16 protein-coding genes and 1 pseudogene are annotated in these 21,522 nt (G+C 47.8%); 7 read left to right on the top strand and 10 right to left on the bottom strand.

Features of this window, described 5'->3' with window-relative positions; genetic code table 11:
• The first annotated feature begins 112 nt into the window (after positions 1 to 112).
• Complete coding sequence (locus P6910_RS04245) at positions 113 to 2,242, top strand: hypothetical protein (protein WP_317145041.1); 2,130 nt, start codon at positions 113 to 115, stop codon at positions 2,240 to 2,242.
• Between the two features lie 273 nt (positions 2,243 to 2,515).
• On the opposite strand, the gene P6910_RS04240 is transcribed toward P6910_RS04245, so the two are convergent.
• A complete protein-coding gene (locus tag P6910_RS04240) occupies positions 2,516 to 2,977 on the bottom strand; it encodes a hypothetical protein (RefSeq protein ID WP_317145040.1) in 462 nt (153 codons plus the stop codon).
• A complete protein-coding gene (locus P6910_RS04235) occupies positions 2,974 to 3,333 on the bottom strand; it encodes a hypothetical protein (RefSeq protein WP_317145039.1) in 360 nt (119 codons plus the stop codon). Before P6910_RS04235 ends, P6910_RS04240 begins: the two co-directional genes overlap by 4 nt.
• A gap of 193 nt (positions 3,334 to 3,526) precedes the next feature.
• Here P6910_RS04235 and P6910_RS04230 point away from each other — a divergent pair, with 193 nt between their 5' ends.
• From P6910_RS04230 to P6910_RS04220, 3 genes are read left to right on the top strand one after another with little or no spacing between them, the layout of a single operon-like run.
• Positions 3,527 to 3,787 carry a recombinase family protein gene (locus P6910_RS04230; RefSeq protein ID WP_317143674.1) on the top strand — a complete coding sequence of 87 codons (261 nt, stop codon included), beginning with the start codon at positions 3,527 to 3,529 and terminating at the stop codon, positions 3,785 to 3,787.
• A gap of 11 nt (positions 3,788 to 3,798) precedes the next feature.
• Positions 3,799 to 4,668 carry a transposase gene (locus tag P6910_RS04225; protein WP_317145038.1) on the top strand — a complete coding sequence of 290 codons (870 nt, stop codon included), beginning with the start codon at positions 3,799 to 3,801 and terminating at the stop codon, positions 4,666 to 4,668.
• 44 nt (positions 4,669 to 4,712) lie between these two features.
• Positions 4,713 to 4,961, top strand: a complete 249-nt coding sequence (locus P6910_RS04220; RefSeq protein ID WP_317145037.1) for a zinc ribbon domain-containing protein — start codon at positions 4,713 to 4,715, stop codon at positions 4,959 to 4,961.
• Positions 4,962 to 4,982: 21 nt separating this feature from the next.
• Here P6910_RS04220 and P6910_RS04215 read toward each other — a convergent pair whose 3' ends face one another.
• The 3 genes and pseudogenes from P6910_RS04215 to P6910_RS04205 form a co-directional block, all read right to left on the bottom strand.
• Positions 4,983 to 5,168: a hypothetical protein gene (locus P6910_RS04215; RefSeq protein WP_317145036.1), complete on the bottom strand. Its 186-nt coding sequence runs from the start codon at positions 5,166 to 5,168 to the stop codon at positions 4,983 to 4,985.
• A 207-nt stretch (positions 5,169 to 5,375) separates the two neighbouring features.
• Positions 5,376 to 5,744, bottom strand: coding sequence for a transcriptional regulator (locus tag P6910_RS04210; RefSeq protein WP_317145035.1), 369 nt, complete (start codon positions 5,742 to 5,744; stop codon positions 5,376 to 5,378).
• Positions 5,745 to 5,761: 17 nt separating this feature from the next.
• Positions 5,762 to 6,062 (bottom strand): annotated as a pseudogene (locus P6910_RS04205) (type II toxin-antitoxin system HigB family toxin).
• Positions 6,063 to 6,121: 59 nt separating this feature from the next.
• On the opposite strand from P6910_RS04205, the gene P6910_RS04200 reads away from it, so the two are divergent.
• Positions 6,122 to 6,277 (top strand): hypothetical protein, encoded by a 156-nt coding sequence (locus P6910_RS04200; RefSeq protein WP_317145034.1) that lies wholly within the window; start codon positions 6,122 to 6,124, stop codon positions 6,275 to 6,277.
• A 4-nt stretch (positions 6,278 to 6,281) separates the two neighbouring features.
• Here the strand turns inward: P6910_RS04200 and P6910_RS04195 are convergent.
• Positions 6,282 to 7,414 (bottom strand): IS630 family transposase gene (locus P6910_RS04195; RefSeq protein WP_317141894.1). Its coding sequence is split into 2 segments (ribosomal slippage): positions 6,282 to 6,994 and positions 6,994 to 7,414, totalling 1,134 coding nucleotides; the frame shifts between segments, so codons are not numbered across the junction.
• Positions 7,415 to 7,664: 250 nt separating this feature from the next.
• On the opposite strand from P6910_RS04195, the gene P6910_RS04190 reads away from it, so the two are divergent.
• A complete protein-coding gene (locus P6910_RS04190) occupies positions 7,665 to 9,749 on the top strand; it encodes a hypothetical protein (RefSeq protein ID WP_317145033.1) in 2,085 nt (694 codons plus the stop codon).
• 74 nt (positions 9,750 to 9,823) lie between these two features.
• On the top strand, positions 9,824 to 17,215 hold the full coding sequence (locus P6910_RS04185; protein WP_317145032.1) for an AAA family ATPase: 7,392 nt from the start codon (positions 9,824 to 9,826) through the stop codon (positions 17,213 to 17,215).
• Positions 17,216 to 17,218: 3 nt separating this feature from the next.
• Here P6910_RS04185 and P6910_RS04180 read toward each other — a convergent pair whose 3' ends face one another.
• The 4 genes from P6910_RS04180 to P6910_RS04165 form a co-directional block, all read right to left on the bottom strand.
• Entirely contained in the window at positions 17,219 to 18,727 is a 1,509-nt protein-coding gene (locus P6910_RS04180; protein WP_317145031.1) for a hypothetical protein, read from the bottom strand.
• Positions 18,728 to 18,811: 84 nt separating this feature from the next.
• Complete coding sequence (locus P6910_RS04175; RefSeq protein ID WP_317145030.1) at positions 18,812 to 20,491, bottom strand: PEP/pyruvate-binding domain-containing protein; 1,680 nt, start codon at positions 20,489 to 20,491, stop codon at positions 18,812 to 18,814.
• A gap of 314 nt (positions 20,492 to 20,805) precedes the next feature.
• Positions 20,806 to 20,958: a hypothetical protein gene (locus P6910_RS04170; protein ID WP_317145029.1), complete on the bottom strand. Its 153-nt coding sequence runs from the start codon at positions 20,956 to 20,958 to the stop codon at positions 20,806 to 20,808.
• On the bottom strand, positions 20,927 to 21,334 hold the full coding sequence (locus P6910_RS04165; RefSeq protein ID WP_317145028.1) for a hypothetical protein: 408 nt from the start codon (positions 21,332 to 21,334) through the stop codon (positions 20,927 to 20,929). The genes P6910_RS04170 and P6910_RS04165 overlap by 32 nt, the downstream gene beginning before the upstream one ends.
• Positions 21,335 to 21,522: the final 188 nt, after the last annotated feature.

Here is a 21,522-nt window from a genome sequence, read left to right as displayed (position 1 = left end):
TTTTCCTGAATGGTTACGGGTAAGCATCCAAATGGAACTTTTCTCCTTTCCGAAGGTCATATCATTAAACAATTTCAATCCAGTTCTTCGGATGGCAGAAGGGAGATTAACTATGGATGGTCTGACTGGCGGGAAGATAAACGAACCCGTTCCTTATTGTGGCGCGACAGCCAACAGAGCAAAGCAAGATGCACCGTCAAACATTGCAGAGGTCTCTGATGTCATTCCCAAACTCAGTCCATGGTCAACTCCGGTCAGGCTGCCGGACAAGACGAGAACCGTATCCGCAACGGATTCAGCAACGGCTATGACTTGTTTCGACCGCCAGTGGGCCAGCTTGCCTCTGGAAGTGCTGGAGAAAATCGCCAGCTATTTAGCCATCGAAGATATCAATCATTTTGGGCAATCATCGCCGACAATGGACGATCGCCTGAGGTCATGCGGTCTGGAAGAGGTCCATCACTTCCTCTCCCAGACCAGACAAAGGCAAACTGAGTGTCGGGCAATCATTCAGTCCAGTCATTTACTCCTTGAGTACCTCAGGACATTGTCCATATTTTCTGTTTGTCATTTCCCCGCGCAACTGGGCCCGGCCTTTTACTCCTTTTATGCCAGCCATTTGCGCCAGCAGATTCTTGATGGGGTCACACTGACCCTTATACCCTCTGACAGCATAAATATTCATAGCTTTAAACATCATCTGCGTGATCATATTCCCATCATCATTGAGAAAAAGGCGGAGAACTACAGTGATATTCTGGCCCAGGACCCTGATGGCCATTGGGTCAGGGAAGCTGAGATCAAACACGACGACCATGTCAGTTATGGGCATCAGCAGGCCGACCATATTTTATTTGTCCGGCAACCCTTTCCGCGAACTCTTATACGATCTGGACCTTTAAGCTACCAATGCAACGGCAAAGGGCATTGTCTGTCCGTTTATGAACGCAAGAACGATACGTGGGTTGAGCAACAACTGACAACGGGTGAGGTTTTTCCTAAATGTAAGTATCAGGATATCGATATCATGCACCTGTCACCTGATGCCAGGACACTGGTCTGTATTAACCAGTGGCGAGCTGTAGCTATTCTGGGTCGGGGTGCAGATGGACAGTGGATCAATAAAGGCAACATTAATACACGTCTTTTTCATCGGCTATTCAGTGCCGACAGCAATCATCTTGTGCTTTATGGTAATAACTCACGCATCAGGCTGATGAGCAAGGCAGACGATGGATCCTGGTCAAACACGGGTCACATTACTGTTAAAGATCCTGCTGATGATCTGAAAGAAATGCCCAGTGGCGAAAAAGTGAGCGATTTTGAGTTTGATCTTCATGTTGTATTCAGTCCGGATAACCGCCATTTTGCCACATGGTTTGAGGATGCCGGCAATGATTCCCATCACGGTGATATTGAACGGGATTATTTCTTTGTCGTCATTTTTGCCTTTGACCCTCAAGGGCAGTGGCGTGAAAAACAGAGAATCATTGAATACTGTGACCAGCCAACCCGGTATTTCGAGCTTAAACCTGAATTTAGCCCCGATGGTCGGCTTCTGATTATCACCACCGAGGACAGTATTGATATCTGGGAATTAACTGACGACCAGTGGCAGCAATCTAAACGGGAGGAGCCCGAAGACGGCGGTGGTGAAATTCAATTTTCTGTGGACCCTTGTGAATTCATCAGAAGAAGCGGGGGTGAGGTAACGATCTGGCGCAAGGCAGCGTCCGGTACCTGGGGCAAGACACAGACATTTTCGGCTGAGTCCCTGGTGGTAACCAGTCCCAGCGGTGAAACCATTGTTTGTAACGACCCTGCCGGACACACTGATCTCTATCAACGTCAGCCTATTGCTGAATCTTTCGGTCAGCCATTCAGTGAACCCGCCGCCGTTGAGTGGGTCAATCAACGCATCGGGTTTTCCATCAAAAAGGCAGATTTCAATCAGGAAGGCTGCCTTCTGGCTGTGGTTCCCGGGACGGATACGCGCAGTCTGATTCTGTTCGGGTTGACGGCAGACGGGAGCTGGCTGGAAAGGGCCCGTTTGCAAACAGAAGGCAGGATTTACAAATTCTGCTTCAGCCCGTGCAGCCGCTCCATTCAAGTCTACACTTTGCGCCCTGACAGCTGTGCCAGAAGGCGAGAGTTTTATTCGCTCTGGCAGATCATGCCCAACGAACTGGCTTTCGCTGAGCGGGATGACTTTTCAGACCAGGCCGGTAATGCTTTGTGCTGAGCAAGCGTTCAAGCAGGGGGCACAGACTCCCCCTACTTGTCGAGATCGGATTTTAACGGAATGACCCCGAATTTATCTTTCCAAATTCGCAGAACTAGCTCTCGGATATCTCAAGCCGAATGGTAACTGATGCGCTGAGGCACATCGACGAAGTACTTGTAAGAAAAGCTATTTCCCATAAACCATACTGAATGGCTGTCAAATCCGGGCTTGCTCAACAACCGGATAAGATTGCGGCTGCGCACAATCTATCCGTATTCGTTAGGCTTCTCTTTAATAGTTACTCCAATCAATGGAAGTGATATTGAATAGAGGCGGGATATTATTAGCTGCTTGTAAAAATAATTCACTTTTAGTAAAAACATCTACCAAAGTAAGAAGGTATATCTTATCCCTTTGCAAGTCATCGTGCATATCTAACCTGGAATAAAAAGTATCTTTGAAACCAAAACCAGATAACATGATGCTCCATTCTGCTTTATGAGCTTTTATATCTGAGTAGTATTTCCTTGCCTCATCTTTATCTAACGGTGTGCGACTCATTTTAGATTGAAAATGGCAAAATAATCCATTATATAAAAACTCACCGTCTATGCCGTCATCAGGCCCAAGAGGGCCAGGTGTGAACCCCAGCCGATAGGCAAACCTACGACCAATTTCTTGTTTGCCTCTACTATCTAATGAAACGATTGAGTCAGCTAAATTAATTGCTTGAGTTTTATTGAGAGTAATCATAACAAACTTTGGCTCATTTTGATTAAGCCGAAAACAGTTATAAGTTCATTCATATATTCTGGATGTTTTTCCAATTCAGTTTCCGATTCAGTTGACACATTAAAGTCGATTTCTACTCCTTCCATTGATGATGGAAATTCGTTTTCATCAAAGTCATCTTTAGAACAAGAGTATGCACCATAGTTGGCAAGAGTATTAAAAAATACATCTTTTGACAAATGCAAAGCAGCTTGTAATTTTTTTGCCATTTCTATCTGCTGCTCAGTCAATTTTATTTTAATGATGCTCTCATCATTATCAAATAAATCATCTATATCTGAGAGAGCCTCGTCTACAAATTTGCTATTGTTGCTCATTGGTGCGCTCCTATATGCTATTGATAGCTTCCTGCAGGATGTCCTTTATGTACTCACAACCGGGATACTCCCAAACGAACTTTCCATGAATAAGGGTTAAAAACAGTTCGCAGAAATCTATTATAATCTAAAACTATCTTATAAAATCTCAAGCATGGATAAGTGATTACTGAAGATAGGTGAGGCAGCTCGTTTGCATGGTACAGACCCAGTAACACTACGAAAATCGGAAAGTACAGGTGAGCTGCTTCCTGCCAGAAAGACCAAAGTTGGAACTTGTTACTACGACGTGTCTGAATTGATGGGCTACAGTAACGAAGCTGCGCCTACGCTTTGCTATTGCAGAGTATCCAGTCACGACCAAAAGCCAGACTTAGACAGGCAGCAAGAGTTACTGGAAGCCTACTGTTCTATAGAAGGTTGGCGAACTCAGGTTATACGAAAAAATGCTTGAGACTTTGCGAGATGTTGTTAGCTCACAAGATTGAACTCAGACCGACAAAACAACAAGCCGATTATCTTGATAGGGCTTGTGGTTCCCGTCGTCATGCGTTCAATCAACTGTTAGCCCATTTCAATCAAGAAGGCGTTAAATGGTCAAAGAAGGCTGCGAATGAAAAATACCAAGAACTCAGGCTTGAGTTTCCCTGGTATGCCGAAGTCAGCCAACGTGTCACCAGGAACACAATCGACGATCTTCATGACGCCTTTACTCACTTCTTTCGTCGGGTGAAGAAAGGAGAAAAAGCAGGTTATCCAAGATTCAAGAAGCGAGGACTACACGACAGTTTTTCTCTCAGAGAAAAACCCAAGTTCGATGTTGATGGCAGAACACTTCGCATTGAGAAACTGAAAACCCGCATCAAGATGCGCCAGGAGCTGAGATTTACAGGAACACCCTGTCAGGTGACGATCAGTAAGCGAGCCGGAAAGTATTTCGCTTCTATTTTGGTAGACACTGAGGATTACGAACCAAAAGCACAAAGCAATGAGTCTGTAGGCGTTGATTTTGGCGTCAAAGATTTAGCGATTTGTTCGAATGGCAAAACCTTTGCTGCTAATCAGAAACTGAAGGGCTCTCTGAAACGCCTTAACAGTAAACAGAGAGCGTTAAGCCGCAAAACAAAGGGAAGCAACCGCTACGCGAAAGCCAAGCGAGCGGTTGCCAAACTGCATTACCGGATAAGTAACCAGCGATCAGCCGCAATACATGAGGTAAGTGATTATCTGACTTCAAGATTCAAAATAATCACCCTCGAAAATCTGAATGTCAAAGGCATGGTAAAAACCGCAAACTGGCAAGAGCAATCAGTGACGCAGGTTTCGGTAAGCTGAGAGAACTTGTTGAATACAAGGCAGAGCTGAGAGGATGCCAGGTTGTGATTGCAGATCGGTTCTTTCCCAGCTCGAAGAAGTGTGCGGTTCATACTTGCGACTACGTAAATGACAATCTTACTCTGTCTGATCGTGAGTGGCGGTGTCCAAAATGTAAAACTCTGCATGATAGGGATTACAGTGCGAGTTTTAACCTTGATAATTATGGTCGAGACACGTTACAGCTCGACCCTAAACCCTACGCAAGAGTGGAGTCAGACACGATTCGTCGTGCATCCATGTCGACGGCGTAGATAAGTCTACATAATTACAGATTATGTTAGATTTTTAGTAGCGGCATTTTCGAAATTCTCAGGATCATAATTAATTGGACGAGAAACAGTAATTTTCAATCCAGAATGAATTTCATAGCAACTATCTACTGCATCTTCGATTCGACCTTTATCTTCTCCCATAGGAACAATCACAACTGGGAAAATATAACCAGTATGATTGTTCATTGAAGCTATCAGGGTAGTGGTGGGAAATTCATGACGACTGAAGATAGCGGTTCTATGCTTCAGTTGTGTAACCAGATTGTTAATGTTTGTAGCGTTTATATTGCAGAACAGTGCGGTTATCAATGCCTTCAAGAATTGATGCCCGCGTCCGCCGATTCTCAGCGTTCGGCTTTACATGCTTAGATCCGCCTTTGGAATCCATCAGTCTTAAGTATGCGCTTGAGGTGGTTTGATCAAGGATTCAGCAGGAATACCCAAACCTTTATGCAGATTCCAGATCATTTTTAGTGTAAGCGAACGTTTATGGCTGAGAATCTCATAGACTCGGTTGCTTTTACCAATCATTGGCTCGAGGTCTTTTACTGTTAAACCTTTGCGCTCCATTTCGAACTTGATGGCTTCAACAGGATCAGGTAGATCCATAGGGAAATGCCTGGCCTCATAAGCTTCGATTAGTGTGACCATGATATCCAGCTTTTCACCTTCGGGAGTGTCAGGACCTGCCATCATCAAGCTTTCAATTTCTTTTAATGCCGCTCGGTAGTCGGCATCAGTTTTAATCGGTTTGATGTCCATAATTTTTCCTTCGGCAATTATATAGTTTGTACATCAATTTTGTCGTATTGCGCATGGGTGCCGATGAACCGGATGTACATCACACGGTAGGCGTAGTTGATCCAAACGACCAGTCGGTACTTGTTGCCTGCAATATTGAAAACCACTCGTTCATCTTTGAGGATGCTGGCATTTCTGAAGTCCTGCTTTATCAGCTGGTGTGCTCCAATCGGCGGCTAACACATGTCGATACCAGGCGAGCGTTGGCTCTTTAGCATCCATGCACTCTGGGTGTTCTTCCCAGAAAGCTTTCAGTTTCGATAAGGCAATGATTCTCATAAAGTTAACAACAGTCCCAAAATGGGACTATTGCAACTGAAATATATTGGAGGATCAATATGAATGAATATCAAACACTTATGACGCAAAGAGAGCTATGTGATCGTTGTTTACGCCCAGCCACTGGCGGTGTTAAAGCGCAAGAGTTTTATCCGCTCTGGCAGATCATGCCTGATGAACTGGCCTTCACAGGGCAGGATGACTATTCAGACTAGTACATCACTCCGATTTGATCGTCGGGTAAAGCTTCTTGAGTTTTACCCGAGCATCCTCGGTCGTAAATCGCCATTCCATTTTGCTTTCTACACCATTACGCTGGGACTCCCACGCTTCAATCTCTGATTTCAGTGCGGCCTGATCGGGTATGCGTCTACTTAAACACTGACGACTGAGAATACTCAATTCAATCTCTGCCATGTTGAGCCAGCTTCCATGCTTGGGTGTATAGATGATTTCCAACTTACTGGCCAACCGATGAGCCTCTCCTGGTTCAAAGGCTTTATAAAGAGATGCAGGTGTATGTGTGTTCAGGTTATCCATGACAAGACGGATGACATCAGCTTTTGGGAAGTGAACATCAACCAGCTGTTTGATCTGGTGAGCCCAGTCGCAGGCAGTTCGGCTATCAGTCACCTCGATATGTCGCCAACCTTCCAGTGGCGCAAAAAACATGAAGAGAGAACTCACACCATTGCGCTCATACTCATTGTCATATTTTAGGGGTTGGCCAGGCTTCATAGGGAGTGGAGTCCTGACCTCCAAAGTATGCTGCTTACTGCTCTCATCCATACAGATCAGTGGTCGATTCGGATCATGTGGTTGTTGATAAACATCCAAAACACGTTCCATAGCGCAAACAAATTCTGCGTTTGCTTTTTTTGGAATACACCACTCCTTTTTCTGCCAAGGCTTCAACTCGTTTTTTTTAACTCTCGGCCAATGGTTTGATGCGAGATGGAATTGACATGCTCCAACTCAACCATACGGTCAGCGAGAAGCTGTAGCGTCCAGCGGCTATGACCTTCTGGTGGTGTTGAGCAAGCCAGAGCTGTCAATGCCGCCTGCTGCTCCCCCTGGAGTTTTCTTGGGCGGGCAATGCCATTGAACTTGCTATTAACAGCAATATCCAGCCCTTCAAGTACACAGCGTTTGCGTGTTCTCTGAACCGTTTTCGTTGAAACACCACAGGTTTGGCTGGTCTGGAGCTCCGTCAGTTTTGGCCCGTTTTCATCGAGACACAGGAGGATCTGGGCATGAATACGTTTATGCTTGGCCACCTTGGTCTGGTGAATGAGGTCTTTTAATTGCTGCTGTTCGTCTATGGACAGGCGGATACGGTATTGAGCTGGCATAGGTCACCCTGATCTGAATCAGGGAGAAGAATGCCAGAATGGAAAATTCCGGCATTGCTGCAGGACAAAGAAACTGGAGTTATGTACTAGGCCGGTAATGCTCTGATACTGAAATCCGATGAGTTAACCCATTGCCGATTTCTTCCACTGGTTACGGGTTATCATCCAAATAGAACTTTTCTCCTTTCTGAAGGTCATATCACCAGACAATTTCAATACAGTCCTCTAGATGACAGGAGAGAAGTTCACGATGGATGGCCGGATTAATGAGAAAAGCAACACTCCCTTTCCAAATAGTGAGCCACCAGCCAACAGAGCAAAGCAAGATGTACCGTCAAACATTGCAGAGGTCTCTGATGTCATTCCCAAACTCAGTCCATGGTCAACTCCGGCGAGGATGCCTGACAAGACGAGAACCGTATCCGCAACGGATTCAGCAACAGCTACGACTTGCTCCGACAGCCGACTGGTTAGCTTGCCCGTGGAAGTGTTCAACAGAATCGCCAGCTATTTATCGATCAACGATATCAATCATTTTGGGCAAACATCGCCAACAATGGGCGATCGCCTGAGGTCATGCGGCCTGGAAGAGGTCCATTACTTTCTCTCTCTGACCAGACAAAGACAGTCTTCGTGCCGGGCAATCATTCAGTCCAGTCATTTGCTCCTTGAGTATCTCAGAACATTGCCCATATTTTCTGACCGCCACTTCCCTGCGCAACTGGGCCCGGCCTATTACTCCTGTTATGCCAGCCATTTGCGCCAGCAGATTCTTGATGGGGCCGCATTGACCTTTATACCCATTGGCAGCCTGGATGTTCATTATCATCATCTGCGTGATCATATTCCCATTATCATTGAGAGAAAGTCGAAGGACTCCAGTGATATTCTGGCTCCGGATCCTGACGGTCAATGGGTCAGGGAAGCTGAAATCAAACACAATGATTACGTCAGTTATGGTCATCAACGGGCCGACCATATTTTATTTGTCCTGCATCGCGTTCCCCGAGGTCATATGCGAAGGGGACCCCTTAGCTACCAATACAGCGGCAAAGAGCATTTAGTGTCTGTTTTTGAACGCAAGAAAGATTCGTGGGTTGAGCAACAACTGACAACGGGTGAGGTTTTTCCTCAAGATGAGGTCAAGTACATGAATGAAATGTACTTGTCACCTGATGCCAGTTCACTGGTCTGTATTAACAGAGGGGAAGCTGGTGCTATTCTTGGTCGGGGGGCTGATGGGCAGTGGGTCAATAGAGGCAAGATTAACACAGGCCAAAATCATCATTTGCTGTTCAGTCCCGACAACAATCATCTTCTGCTTTATGACGGATCATACATTAGGTTGATGAGTCGGGCAGAGGATAAATCCTGGTCACAAACGGGCGACATTGTTGTTTCAGATCCTGCTGATGATCTGAAAGAAACGCCCAATGGCGAAACAGTGAGCGACTTTGACTTTGATCTCGATGTGAAATTCAGCCCGGATAACCGTCATTTTGCCACATGGTTTGAGGATGCCGGCGATGATACCTACGACGCTGCCATTGAACGGGATTATTTCTTTGTCGTCATTTTTGCCTGTGATCCGCAAGGGCAGTGGCGTGAAAAAAAGAGAATCATTGAATACTGTGACCAGCCAAGCCGGTATTTCTCTATTAGACCTGAATTTAGCCAGGATGGTCGGCTTCTGATTATCACCTCCGAAAAAAGTTTTAATATCTGGGAATTGGATACAGACGACAAGTGGCAACTCTCTTATCGGGAGGAGTCCCAGAGTGGCGGTGGTGGTTTTCATTTTTCTGTGGACCCTTGTGAATTCATCCGGGAAAGCGAGGGAAGCCTGACGATCTGGCGCAAGGCAGCGTCGGGAATCTGGGGCCAGACACAAACCTTTCCTGCTGAGTCCCTGGTAGTAGCCAGTCCCAGCGCTGAAACCATTGTTTGTAACGATCCTTCTGGCCACACTGATCTCTATCAACGTAAGCCTTTTGCTGAATCTTTCGGTCAGCCATTCGCTGAACCCGCCGCCGTTGAGTGGGTCAATCAACGCATCGGGTTTTCCATCGTTAAAGCAGATTTCAATCAGGAAGGTTGCCTTCTGGCTCTAGTTCCCAGTACGTGTACGCACAGCCTGATTCTGTTCGGGTTGACGGCAGACGGGAACTGGCTGGAAAGGACCCGTTTGCAAACAGAAGGCAGGATTGACAAATTTTGCTTCAGCCCGTGCAGCCGCACCCTTCAAGTCACCAGTTTGCGGTCTACTCATGACCATGTCAGAGAGCAAGAGGTTTTTTCGCTCTGGAAGATCGTGCCTAATAAAAAGGAACTTTAGTACTATTTCAAGGTCAAATATTAAAACAACTTATTAAATGCAGTTTTTCAAATATTGGTTGGGGGGTATTGATCATGGATGGTCGGATTAGGGAAATACACAAATCGATTCTTGATAATGGCGTTTCTGATACTGGCGTAACCGTCAAGAAACCAAAACTGGAATTACTGCCAAATGATGTAGCGATCTGCTCTGATGTCATTACCAAACTCAATGTATCGTCGCCTCAGATTAAGTCACCTGACCGGGCAAGAACCGTATCCTCAACGGATTCCTCACTCCGTAAAACCCCTCATGCCTTCGATTTTCGTTTTGTCACCCGTGATGATGAGGTTCGTCAGATTTTGGTTTCCCAGACCTGCGATGACCACCGGGATGTCACCCTTATTTCCCACCCCGATGACCTCGCACAGGCTAACCTGGTGACCCGCTTGAGCATTTCCGACGATGGTCGTCAGACTCTGCGCTCAGGCAAGCTGTTTGAGGGTTCACAACCATTCACTCTGGTGCTGGATATCCGAAAACTCACCAGCGAGGAACTGCCCAAATTTAACGATTTACTGGACCCGAATAACCCCTGTCTGTATGACAAAGTCAGCCAGAAAAAACACTCTCTGGGAAACCATGTTTCTCTATTGGTCTTGGCAGACCCTGCACAGCTGGCATCGGTTGGCAGTCGTGATGACGCACCTGGCGCTGATTTCTGGCGGCGAATTAATCGACCGGAAAATACCTGGCAGTTTGACGCTCAGAAGGGCAATGGCCCATCAATGGACATCGACGAGATTCCTCCGCTATTGGCGGAAATTCCCTGCGCCGAAAGCATTATGGATGACGACAATAGCATTGTTATTGATTGTCACTTGCACAGCAACTGGCGACAGTTGTTGCTGGGCGGTCCCGGAGTCGATAAACAGGGAAGAATCCAGCATCTTCCCGGCAGGCTTGAGTCATTGAGGTCCGGGCAACGGGTGATTCTGAAAGGGGCCGACTGGCAAGATCTGACCTTTGAACAGACCATACGACAGATGCTGGCGCAACAGTGCTTTGAGAGCAATGGGGAAGTCTGTCCGTTACCCGACGATGTTCAGTTCTATCAGATGTCGGTAAGAAATAACGAGCTTCATTCACTGTTCCAAAGTCTGTCCCGTTCTCTTGACAAAAAAGTTGATAAAGAGCAGGCATCAGCAAAACCGATCATCATTAACGAGAGTAATATTGTCCAATGGCTGAACCCAATTGCCATCGCCCCGGAAGGCTACGCAGTTCCTAACACCCGCCTGTTGGAACAGGTTCAGGTGGGAGGTGTGGTCACCCTGACGTCTCCCCTTACTGAGGTACTTTGGTTTCGTTTACTGGGTTCGCTGCAGACTATTCGAGAGACGACAGGCCTTGAGCCCCGACTTCAGGTGGCTCACGCAAAAGGACAGCCGAAAGCCCTGGGTTTAACAGAAAACGATAAATACCCTCTGCCCAACCCATCGGAAAAAGTCAGAAATCACGCTGCCTTTGATACCGTCACTTATCAACAATCTGCCCAGGCAAATCATTGGATCAATGACCTCCCGCAAACTCCCCTGGTCATTCAGGTCAATGAACAAACCAGCTTCAGCCAGCTATTTGATAATATCCATATCACCTCGGAACAAAAGGCCCATTTTGGACACCGCAAGACTAAGTTGCAGGAGGCATTGACTGCTGGTAAGCCGGTAGTATTGCGGGGGCTGGAAAGCAATCCAACCCTTCAGCAGCTTCTGGAACCTCTGGTTGTTGGCCAACCGCTGTTGGTAAATGGGCAATTACAGGCCTATCCGGACGCTCATGTCACGATGCTTTGGCCTGAGTCTGTGAAAAGTCCATCTTCCGTATTTCGTTCGATGGTTGCCACCAGTAAGCCATGTCCTGAAGTCGATCTTTGGGATATCAACGCCGTCAAGCATGAAATCTCCCGGACTGAACTGCCTGAACAAGCACTTAATGAACTTTACCAAGCCTTTAAAACCGTACCTGCCCACCTGTGTAACCCTCTTCCTGAAGTAACCGAAGAGTTATTGAATAGCCTGATACTGGCTGCCCGGCGGGCACAACAGGTCGACCAGTCCCTGCAGCTCCTGCCCTGTCACTGGCGCAAGGCCATCGACAGCGTTATCACCCATGGTACCCGGCAGCATCCGCCCGTGCGTGATTTTATGAAAGTGGCTTGTCAGCAGCTATTGCCAGATGAGCATCAAATCGCCTCGGTAGACCCGGATCGCATAAACGCCATCATCAACAGTGCCCTGCCGTTAGATAGAGCCTTTGTGGGACAGAACCTGTGGTCACTGGCCAGAGCCTTTGACCCGGTTGTATTTAATGAAAAATTACAACTGTCCTATAAAAAGCCATTTTCATGGCGGGATGAAAAAGAAACTCTCGACAGGCTCTGTGCCTTGATCGTGGCCCATGCGCCCGGAAAAAAACGAGATGCATTGGCGTATCAGTTAAAAGTCGATCCTGCGGAAGCAGAGTCCTGGCAATCGTTAGCGATCAGGCCAACCAGACAGATTAAACGTTTGCAAGATGCGCTGGCTTCCGGCTGGCAGTTAATTCTGCCACCGGGGCAGACCCGATCCGACACCATTCGAGCGCTGGCCTCCGATTGTTTTCACAGGGCCAGAACAGCGAATTCTAAAGCAGAAGACATTGAACGTATAGAGCATCGACTGTCTGAATCGCTGCAATTGCACAGTTCCGCCGATAAGTCCTTGTCAGCACTGGCTCAGGATCTTTATCACGGCGAGATGAGTCAGAAAGATCGTGAAAGCCGTCGATTGTCCCGGCTCCATGACCGGCTTACGGACTCTCCTGTTATATTCCTGCAGGGAGAAACCGGCACCGGGAAAAGTTACTTTTCTGCCAAAATGGCCAAGGCTTCAGGACAAGCTTCAGTCATTTCCCTTGGACCTTCTGACAGCGATCAAACCCTGATGAAACGCTGGCAGTGGCAACAACACGCCGATGGCGACCGCTCTATGATGCAGCAAAACCGGGCATTGATGGAATGGGCCAAGACCAAATCCGACAAAGACGGAGGCTGTGCTGGAGGAGAGTACATCACTCTGGTGCTGGACGAGGCCAACCTGACCAAAGCCGGATTACTGGCATCATTGAACGGCTTATGGGAAAGAGAACCCTGCATTTACGTGAATGGTCATCCTGTCAGGGTCAGCTCAAAACACCGGGTGATTCTTACCGGTAACCCGGATCATTACGCCGGGCGCCAAATGGACCCGGCTCTTAAAGAGAAATTGCCCAGGGCTTACTACCCACGCCTGGACCAGGCATTCCTTCGGGACAGGGTGGTGGAACCGGCTCTGGTCAGGCATTTACAAGAGCATCTGCTGGAGCATCAAATAAACGACTTTGCTCGCAGTGCCACCAAAAGTGTGATGGCACTCTGGCAACATTATCAGGAACTCTTGCCCGAGCATGAGTTTACCCCCAGGGATTTAACGGATATCTGCAGCTGGGTGGGCTGGTATCTGGATCGTGCCCTGCCCGCACGCGGCAGTGTGACCTGTGAGCAAATAAACAGTTTGATCCAACAGAGTTTTCGGGATGTACTGGGGCCGGAAATCACCGAAACTCATCAGGATGCCCTGTCAGCACTGGAAATCTGGTTTGCTGCCCGTTACCAACCGGAGAACACCCTGAGCGACAAAGTTCGTAACAAGACCCTGTCAGATATTCATCAGACCTTCAGTACAGTCAGCGAAAAAATCCGGCCAGACTTTGATACCTCCGGCTCGGCAGTCCGTGAACTGGTGCAACAGCTTGGACAGGATTTAAGCCGCTGTCAGCAGGCTTATCATCTCGAAAGAAAACACGGCGGTCGTCAGGCAACACTGATTGAAGGTCCGGCCGGGCGGGGTAAAGATGCCACGCTGAACCTGGTGATTGAAAGTGTCAAACAGCAGGCTGAACAACGGCAAGAATCCATGCCGGAAGTCTTTTACCTGAATGCCTGTGATTGTTCCTGGGACAAAGTGTGTGAAACGATCCAGAAGGCAAAAGTGAAAGGCGGTATCGTGGTGATTTCGGAAATGAATCTGATCGACAGCCAACATCTGGAAGGTGAATTGAACCATATTCTGGCCGGAGACGCCCATCCCGGCTTCCACCTGTTTGCCACCATCAACCCGCCTGAGTACAGCGGGCGAAAACCCTTATCACCGGCACTGAAAGGGCGTTTTCGACATTTGCCCATCCGGCAGTACAACCCGGAAGAATTACAGACCATTGCCGAAAAAGCGTTGCCAGAGTCCTCAGAAGGGACATTCGTCGCTAAAAAGCTGACAGAAAAACATTGTCTTTTAAGGGCACACCTGCAACGCAAAAAACTGCCATTGCGGCCGACCAGCCTTGATCTGCAGAATGTTGCCAGGGCTATCACCAGAGGAGGCGATTTTAGCGAAAAAGCCGTTCATCAAAACCTCAATCAGTACTACCGGCTTTATCTCATGGCCGCCAACCTATCGCTGGAGGAACTGCCCGGGCTATCAGCTATTGCCATGGATAAGGAAGCGCTTCACCCTGAAATGAGCGAATGGTTCTACCAAACGGTATCCGGCATTAATCGCCCATGGTTGATACGAGGCAGTCATCGCAACAGTCTTGATGAAAAACGCCATGAAATTCGTTTTAACACTCGTCTGGATAAAGAGGAAGCCAAAACGGAAATCATCAAGAGGCTGGCCCAGTCCAGGTGGCGAGCATCCGGTCTTACCCTGAAGCCGGATCAGTCGGACGATATTTTCACACAGGTACTGTACAGACACTGGCAGCAATGCTGGTTCACTCGTGTGTTTGCCCGTACGGAAGTGGACGCCAATAGCGTATTCCCCCTGACCAAAGAACAGGCACAAACGCTGAAAATGCCGGCTTACCAACCTTACCTTGAGGAAGCTGATAAGCAGATACAGGCATGGAAAGCTCGTGACGTTCAATGCTGGCCCGGATTCTGGCATCAGATCAGCGCTCTGCCAGACCACTTGGTAAACGAATTTATTAACGAAGCATCAGCGATTAGCGGTAATGACGCTACTGAACCGTATGACCCGGAAGTTGAGGAAGAAGAAGCTCCTGCATTGGACCAAATAACCAACTATGAGGATGAGGAGACGCCAAAGGTTGAACTTTACAAAATTTTTGATTCCCAGCATCCCCCCGAAATGTATCGCTGGCGGGCAGTAGATATTCGTGTCACTGCCAGGGGAGAAATCAAAAAGATCAGTCTTGATGGTAAACACCTTCTGGGAGTCGAAACCCTCACACCCAGGCGGTTATCAGGTAATGATTATGAAATGACATTAACCAGAAACCAAACGCTGGCGACCCTTAAGATGTCATCACAGAATGGCCAATATCCCTTACCCAGCCTGACGGCCAGTGACTCTATCGTGGCCCTGCGTATAGAGCCCTATTTGCCGCATAAACTGATCAGGGACACATATACCGGGCTTCATACACTGCTTATTCCCCAGGCCGAAGCCTTCCAGAGTTTTCAATGTACTTATGTCGTAGAACCCGCAAAGCCGGGCAAAAAAACGGGTACTGAAGCAACCCGAACAGAACGATCAATACATTTTGACGTCGATTGTACAGAAAGTATCAAGTCCGTAATGAAAGAACTGCTTAATAACTTTAATAACACTGGCGAACATCCACCCAAAATACAGGCACTTTTGCAGACAATAGCAAGCCCTGAAGACACCAGGCAACGAATTAACGCAATCACGGAATATTGCGAACAGTTCTCCGGTGAAGCTAAACCAGGAGAGCATGAAAATTTCTTTGAATTTCTCGTAACAAAACGACAAGGTAGCTGTCGTCATCGCGTGCCTGTTTTTATTGCTTTTTGCCGTTACTTCGGGATTCCCTGTCGGCAAATTGATAGCCTTTTCCACTGCTTCCCCGAGTATTCCGTGGATGGAGGCCAAACCTGGGAGTCAGTAGATTTGGGCGGAGCGCCCGGGGAGGTGACAAAAATTACACCTGATTCCGGGAAGTTCTGTGATTTGAACGCTGCATCAAAGCATCTTCAGGACCTTCTGGAAGAGGCTGATTCAGAACAAATTCAAGCTCTGGCTAGAGCCTTTAACATGAGCCTTGAGCAACTGAAGAAAGCCGTTGAGACAGGCGGTTTATTACCATTTATTACACAAGTCGATCGATTTATTATCGAAATAGTAAAGAAGCTTTGGGTAGAAAAAAGTTTTGCCGGTTTTTCCCTGGGTGTCTCGCTGTTAGAGTCGCTGAAGACAGAAGCATTGGACCATCCTACGAATCGACTGCTCGGTAGAGTGATGGATTTCGGCAAGCCTCCTTATAGACCGATGCCCGAGGCAGTCATTCAAATATTGTCTGACAATGATGAAGTTCAGGTCACTGAACCGCTCAGGCTACTTCATTCAAAAATGGTTGAACAGAACGGAGAATACCCTTACGAGTGGTTGCGTTCAATGGTAGATATTGTGAACACTGACTTGGCCAGGCCTTCGTTTATTCGCTTTGCCCGTGAAGCTCTGCTATCAGGTTGGTTGGATCCCGTGTCCAACAAGCGGAACGGTGGTATCATGCCGCTTCAACATCATGAGCTACTGGTGCGTCTGGTCAACGTCGATGAACTGAAGGTTGACGCCAGCCATTGCCTGAAAAAGTGGTATAAGACATTCTTCTCCAGGGGAAAAGATAATCGGACGTGCAATGTTAATGCCACCATCCATGAGGAAAAAAAGAATGCCTTTTTCGTCACTCATTGTCATGATGGGCGCTCGTCATCTCTTGAAGGTGAAATTGCCAATCCATCTATAGAAGACGCCTGGACAGACCAACCTGAGGGTATTCCGAATATAGAACGAATACTGGAGCAACGGCCCGCATTTCCGCAGTTAACCTCGGGCAAGGCGAACCATCGTCCGGTGATTCTCATGGGGCAGCCTGCCTGGAACAAGACAGTGATTGAAGAAAAAGCCGAAGCCCTGTATCAGCGAAAAGTTAATAGCAGCCCTAACTGGAAGCAGGTATTGGAAATGCTCAAATCAAAGTCCTACCCTCTGGTATTGAAAGCAGAAACGCTCTTGGAGAAGTTAAAAAAGCAATGCAAACAAGCAATTCAGCAGGCCTTCTGTCATTACCTTTATGAAGTGACACACTCGAAAGGCGGTTGCTTAAGCTGTTGCTGGGCAGGTGCTTTTATGAGTAAAGAATGTGGTACTTATGACCCATCCTCACCGGTAGAGCTGTATGCGATGTTGCATATTGCTAGCCCTCGCGAGTGTCAGGAACTTATTGAGGATGCCTACTTACGACAGGCACATAATGCCAGCAATGCTCTGGTACTCAAAAACGACGAGCTGACAAAAATTGCCGGAGAGTTTTTGAGTACCGTGAATTTGAATTCGATTTATGAGTCATTGGATACCTGATAACTATTTGGTCATGATGCGTTTTTCGAGGGAATGGTCACGAATCCCCAAGTAGCAGTAATCGCGCCGAGCCCGTTTGCTGGCATATTTCAGTCCATGCTTCAGCAGGGTTTGCGCGAATTGTTCATTATGATCCCTATAGGGCTCAACGGGTTCAACAACAAATTCTGGCTTGTAGTCGTGTGTTGGGGTGATAACAAAGTATTTATCTTTTAAATCGGGGTAGACATCCTCGTACAATCGTGTAGCCCTTTTAGGGTTTAACAATACAAGATGCTGTAAGATTTCCCTGCGGATATCCTCACTCATCTCATCGCTCATAAACATTTCCCGAAAACTACCCTTCGATTCTTTCTTGAAGGATATTAAAGAATGACACACTCCCAACCGATGAGCATGATGAATAAACTGTTGGTGGTTGCTTAATAACTTGTAGCAAGGAGGAATACTGCGAAGAGAGTGAACATAAAAGATTGAGAAAAGGCTGTGTTGAAAGGCGAATCTGTCAGCTTCTGTCGTAACATCGCAATTAAGATGTTGTGCAAGTACATTAAAGTCCCACTGATCTCTTCCAAAAATGGCTATCTCTCCAAGGCGTGTATCCAGACAAAACATACCATTTATCACAATGAGCAGTTGTTCAAAGGCATTCTGCATGGTCTTACGTGATTTCATTTGCGGGCATTCAATGGTTATTTCACCCGCTACGGCGTTGCAACTTATCTTCATGGGGTCAGAGTTTTCATCCAGTTCGATCGCTTTTAGAAATTGTGCCAGAAACCACATACGCTTTAACTTGCCGGATTTAAATCCTTTATCAGGCTTATTAAATTCGTCAGATAATTTCAGCCGCAGGGTTCGTCCTTTCCCCCCATCTGCCTGTTCAAGTAGCTCGATAACGCTCATATGAGTTCCAAGTTTCAGGTTAACAATCAAGGCATCATCCGTACTGACGACAGTCCCTGATTTTCCTGCTTCTTCGATGAATGCTTTGTCGGACGGCCTCAGCAGTGGAGCTTTTTCTACCGAGCCACCCGAGGTCGTGCAATCGACATAGGTGATTTTCTTTTCCGAAGATATCCTGCCCTGGCCCGAAGCCAGAGTGACCGGTGCCAGTGCGTTTACAAAGCGCTGATGCAGGGCAAAAATCAGCTCATGGACACTTCGGACCTGCTCAGCTTGCTTGGGGTTGAGAGCTTGAAGATCGGATTGTAACTTATGGCAATCGGCCAGCCATTGACGAAAGATACCCGGGGATAGCCGCCCTTCTTCAGCAGCGTGCATGGGCAGAATGATTCGCTCCAGCCCTGATTGGATGGTCTTTTGCAAAGTCTCGAAGCGGCTGATCAGTAGTGGCAATTCATCCCGCAATAACTGAACCTCGGGTGAACCTTTCTCACCCGCCAGCTCTAAGAAGGCCCGGTAACCCTGCAACAGGGCTTCGGCCCCATAAACCAGCCGATTTACGCTGTCTTCAGTCTCTGCCAGTATTCTGGATCCTTGTGGTGACATGCTCAGTTTTACCGGGTTGGCCAGACCATCCAGTCCGGCACCGGGGGCAAATAATGCCAGCAGGCGGGCATTTTGATCCGTGAGCTATTTGAAACCGCTGGCAACCTCAAGGAATGTGCCTTCAGGAAAGGATAAATCATCCCGTGAGGGGACGGCTTTGGCTAACGACACATCAGGAACAGCTGAGGACAGCTTTCTGCAACTGGCCAGTTTTCCGCTAAGATCACCGGCAACAATAAAGGCACCAGGCTCATCATTAAAGCAAGCGCAGACCAGTGTCGCCTGTTGGCCGGCCTGAACAGACACCGCTTGAAACTGATCACCGGCCAGCATCAAAGTTTTTTGTTCCTGTTTCATAAGGATCGCCACATGAGCATTGAATCCTCCTTTGGCAATGACAAAACCGCCAACCCGTTTCAGGAACTCAGGCTCAAGCATCCAGTCTTCAATGTGGTCAGCTACGACGATGGCTCCATCCGGCATAGAGTCTGCCTCTGGTCGTCTGGCCAGCCAAAGTGATCCGGTGCAAAAGCCTTCGCTGACACCCGCACCAATAGCAATGGTCTCTTTGGGCATGGGCATGGTAAAGTCCATATCGCCAGAGAGTTGGGTAACAGGACGCACCTGCAACAGGAACGGGACACCCTCAGGATTAATGGCGAACTCCGCATCCACGGGGCAGAGCAGTAGGCTTTCCAGCGTTGTCACCATCTTCCTGATATCTGAAACCATTTTATCATTAACTATATGACTAACGTCGTCTTTATGAGTGTCTGCATTTTCAATTCTGGTTTCTGAATAGCCGTTAGTGCTTTTGCGCAGGACAAAATGACTTGAGATCGTACCGGGAAAATATTGATAGCTGTCAGGGCCTTCCTGGTCAGAAATATCGATGCGGTGAGGCGTATTACCGGACCGCCCTGCAACCACACCTCTGGGTTGACCGCGGGTGAACTCAACCCCGATGGTACCATCCCGAAAAGATTTAAAGCTCATGATGACCCCGCCGTATTGACAGTCAATACACTCCTGGATGATCAGTGCCATGGGTTGTGGTACGCCTGCGGGACAGACTTCAGGGTGGTAGCCTGAAGCCGTGACCTTGAGACAGGTTCGCAGAACATCGTCTTCTTCCTGAACTAAAGAGAGGTATTTGCCCGCCTGGGCGTCGCCGTAATTATCTTCGTTGATGCCAGAACTGCGGACGATAACCGGTTTTGATAGGGAGGGTTTGTCCAACTGATGACGCAGATCCCTGATTTGTTGGGCCGCTTCAGACTCTTTAATCTGCTGGTAAAAGTCATCACTGGCAATAAATTCCGCCAGCCCCTTCAGCACCCCGGTTCTTTTGACGTCTGAAGATGACAAAGTATTAAGGTATTCCTTGATGTGCGCCAGACTGGCCTGCGCACCCGGCTCGTAGGCGATATCGGGAAGATAACGAGCTAAAGAACGAGGATTCAGAGGGTGTTGTTCAAGCGCATTCACGACCTGGGTGGTCACACATTTAAACGGTGGAACATTCAGACCGGCGTCCTTCATCCGCTGCAAAAACATTCCCTTGCCCCCAAGTTGTTCCCGGAGTGTGCCTACCTGATCTGGAACAGACAAACGACAGAGACGCTTGGCTAAATGCGTTTGGATGGCTGGAACGCCACCAGGATCAAAATGTCTCTTTGGATTCACTTTCAGACCGATTGGTTGGACTGCCAGACCAGGTATCCTGGTTTGGATTCGTTGTCGGGATTTGGAGCTTTGAGTCACCAAAATTAGCATTTAACATTCTGACACACCCTACCATACTAATGTTCATCCATGATTTAATCGCTAACGCATAAATAAAGTACCTCTCCTATTTATGACAATAAAATTTATGACAATAAAACTTGTATAAAGTTCGCCGTCGACCTGAAACGACCTCCTTCGAGGCTGTCGCAAAACTCTGGTTCCCATGCTCCAGCTTGGGAGCCCATACCTATCTCGCGCTGCAGAGTACGCTTTTCAGGGGAGATATGCATTCCCACGCAGAGCGAGGGTGTTGCAAAACTCCAACAGCTCGTTCCCATGCTCTGAGGTCGTCATTCCCGCGAAGGAGGCTGTCGCAAAAGCCCAATAACTCGTTCCCATGCTCTGAGGTCGTCATTCCCGCGAAGGAGGCTGTCGCAAAAGCCCAATAACTCGTTCCCATGTCTGAGGTCGTCATTCCCGCGAAGGCGGGAATCCAGCGCCAACGGTGGATCTCTGCCTTCTCGGGGATGACAAGGCCAGGGGGGGCACCGGGCAGAATGGTTCTTGTGGTGAGTCAGTGTGGATTCCCGCCTTCGCGGGAATGACGAGAATGAAGTCGGGAATGACGAGAATGAAGTCGGGAATGACGAGAATGAAGTCGGGAATGACGAGAATGAAGTCGGGAATGACGAGAATGAAGCCGGGAATGACGAGAATGAAGCCGGGAATGACGAGAATGAAGCCGGGAATGACGAGAATGAAGCCGGGAATGACGAGAATGAAGCCGGGAATGACGAGAATGAAGCCGGGAATGACGAGAATGAAGCCGGGAATGAGGGGAGTCAACTCGTTCCCACGCTGGAGAGAGTTTTGCGACACCCACAGAGCGTGGGAACGAGTTGTTAACCTGAAACGACCTCCTTCGCGGGAATGGAAACATTAACTGAGCACCCGATTCAGTGCAGCCGAACAGCAGGCTGGACAAACCTACAGAGGGGTAACAGTTAAAATGGAACTTTAATCACACCTTACAGGTCTAAACAGATAAGAATCTCAACGCAGTCCTT

This window comes from Endozoicomonas sp. 8E (assembly GCF_032883915.1).
Lineage (GTDB): Bacteria > Pseudomonadota > Gammaproteobacteria > Pseudomonadales > Endozoicomonadaceae > Endozoicomonas_A.
The sequence above is the reverse complement of the archived record's forward strand: the minus strand, read 5'-3'. Positions and strand labels throughout refer to the sequence as shown.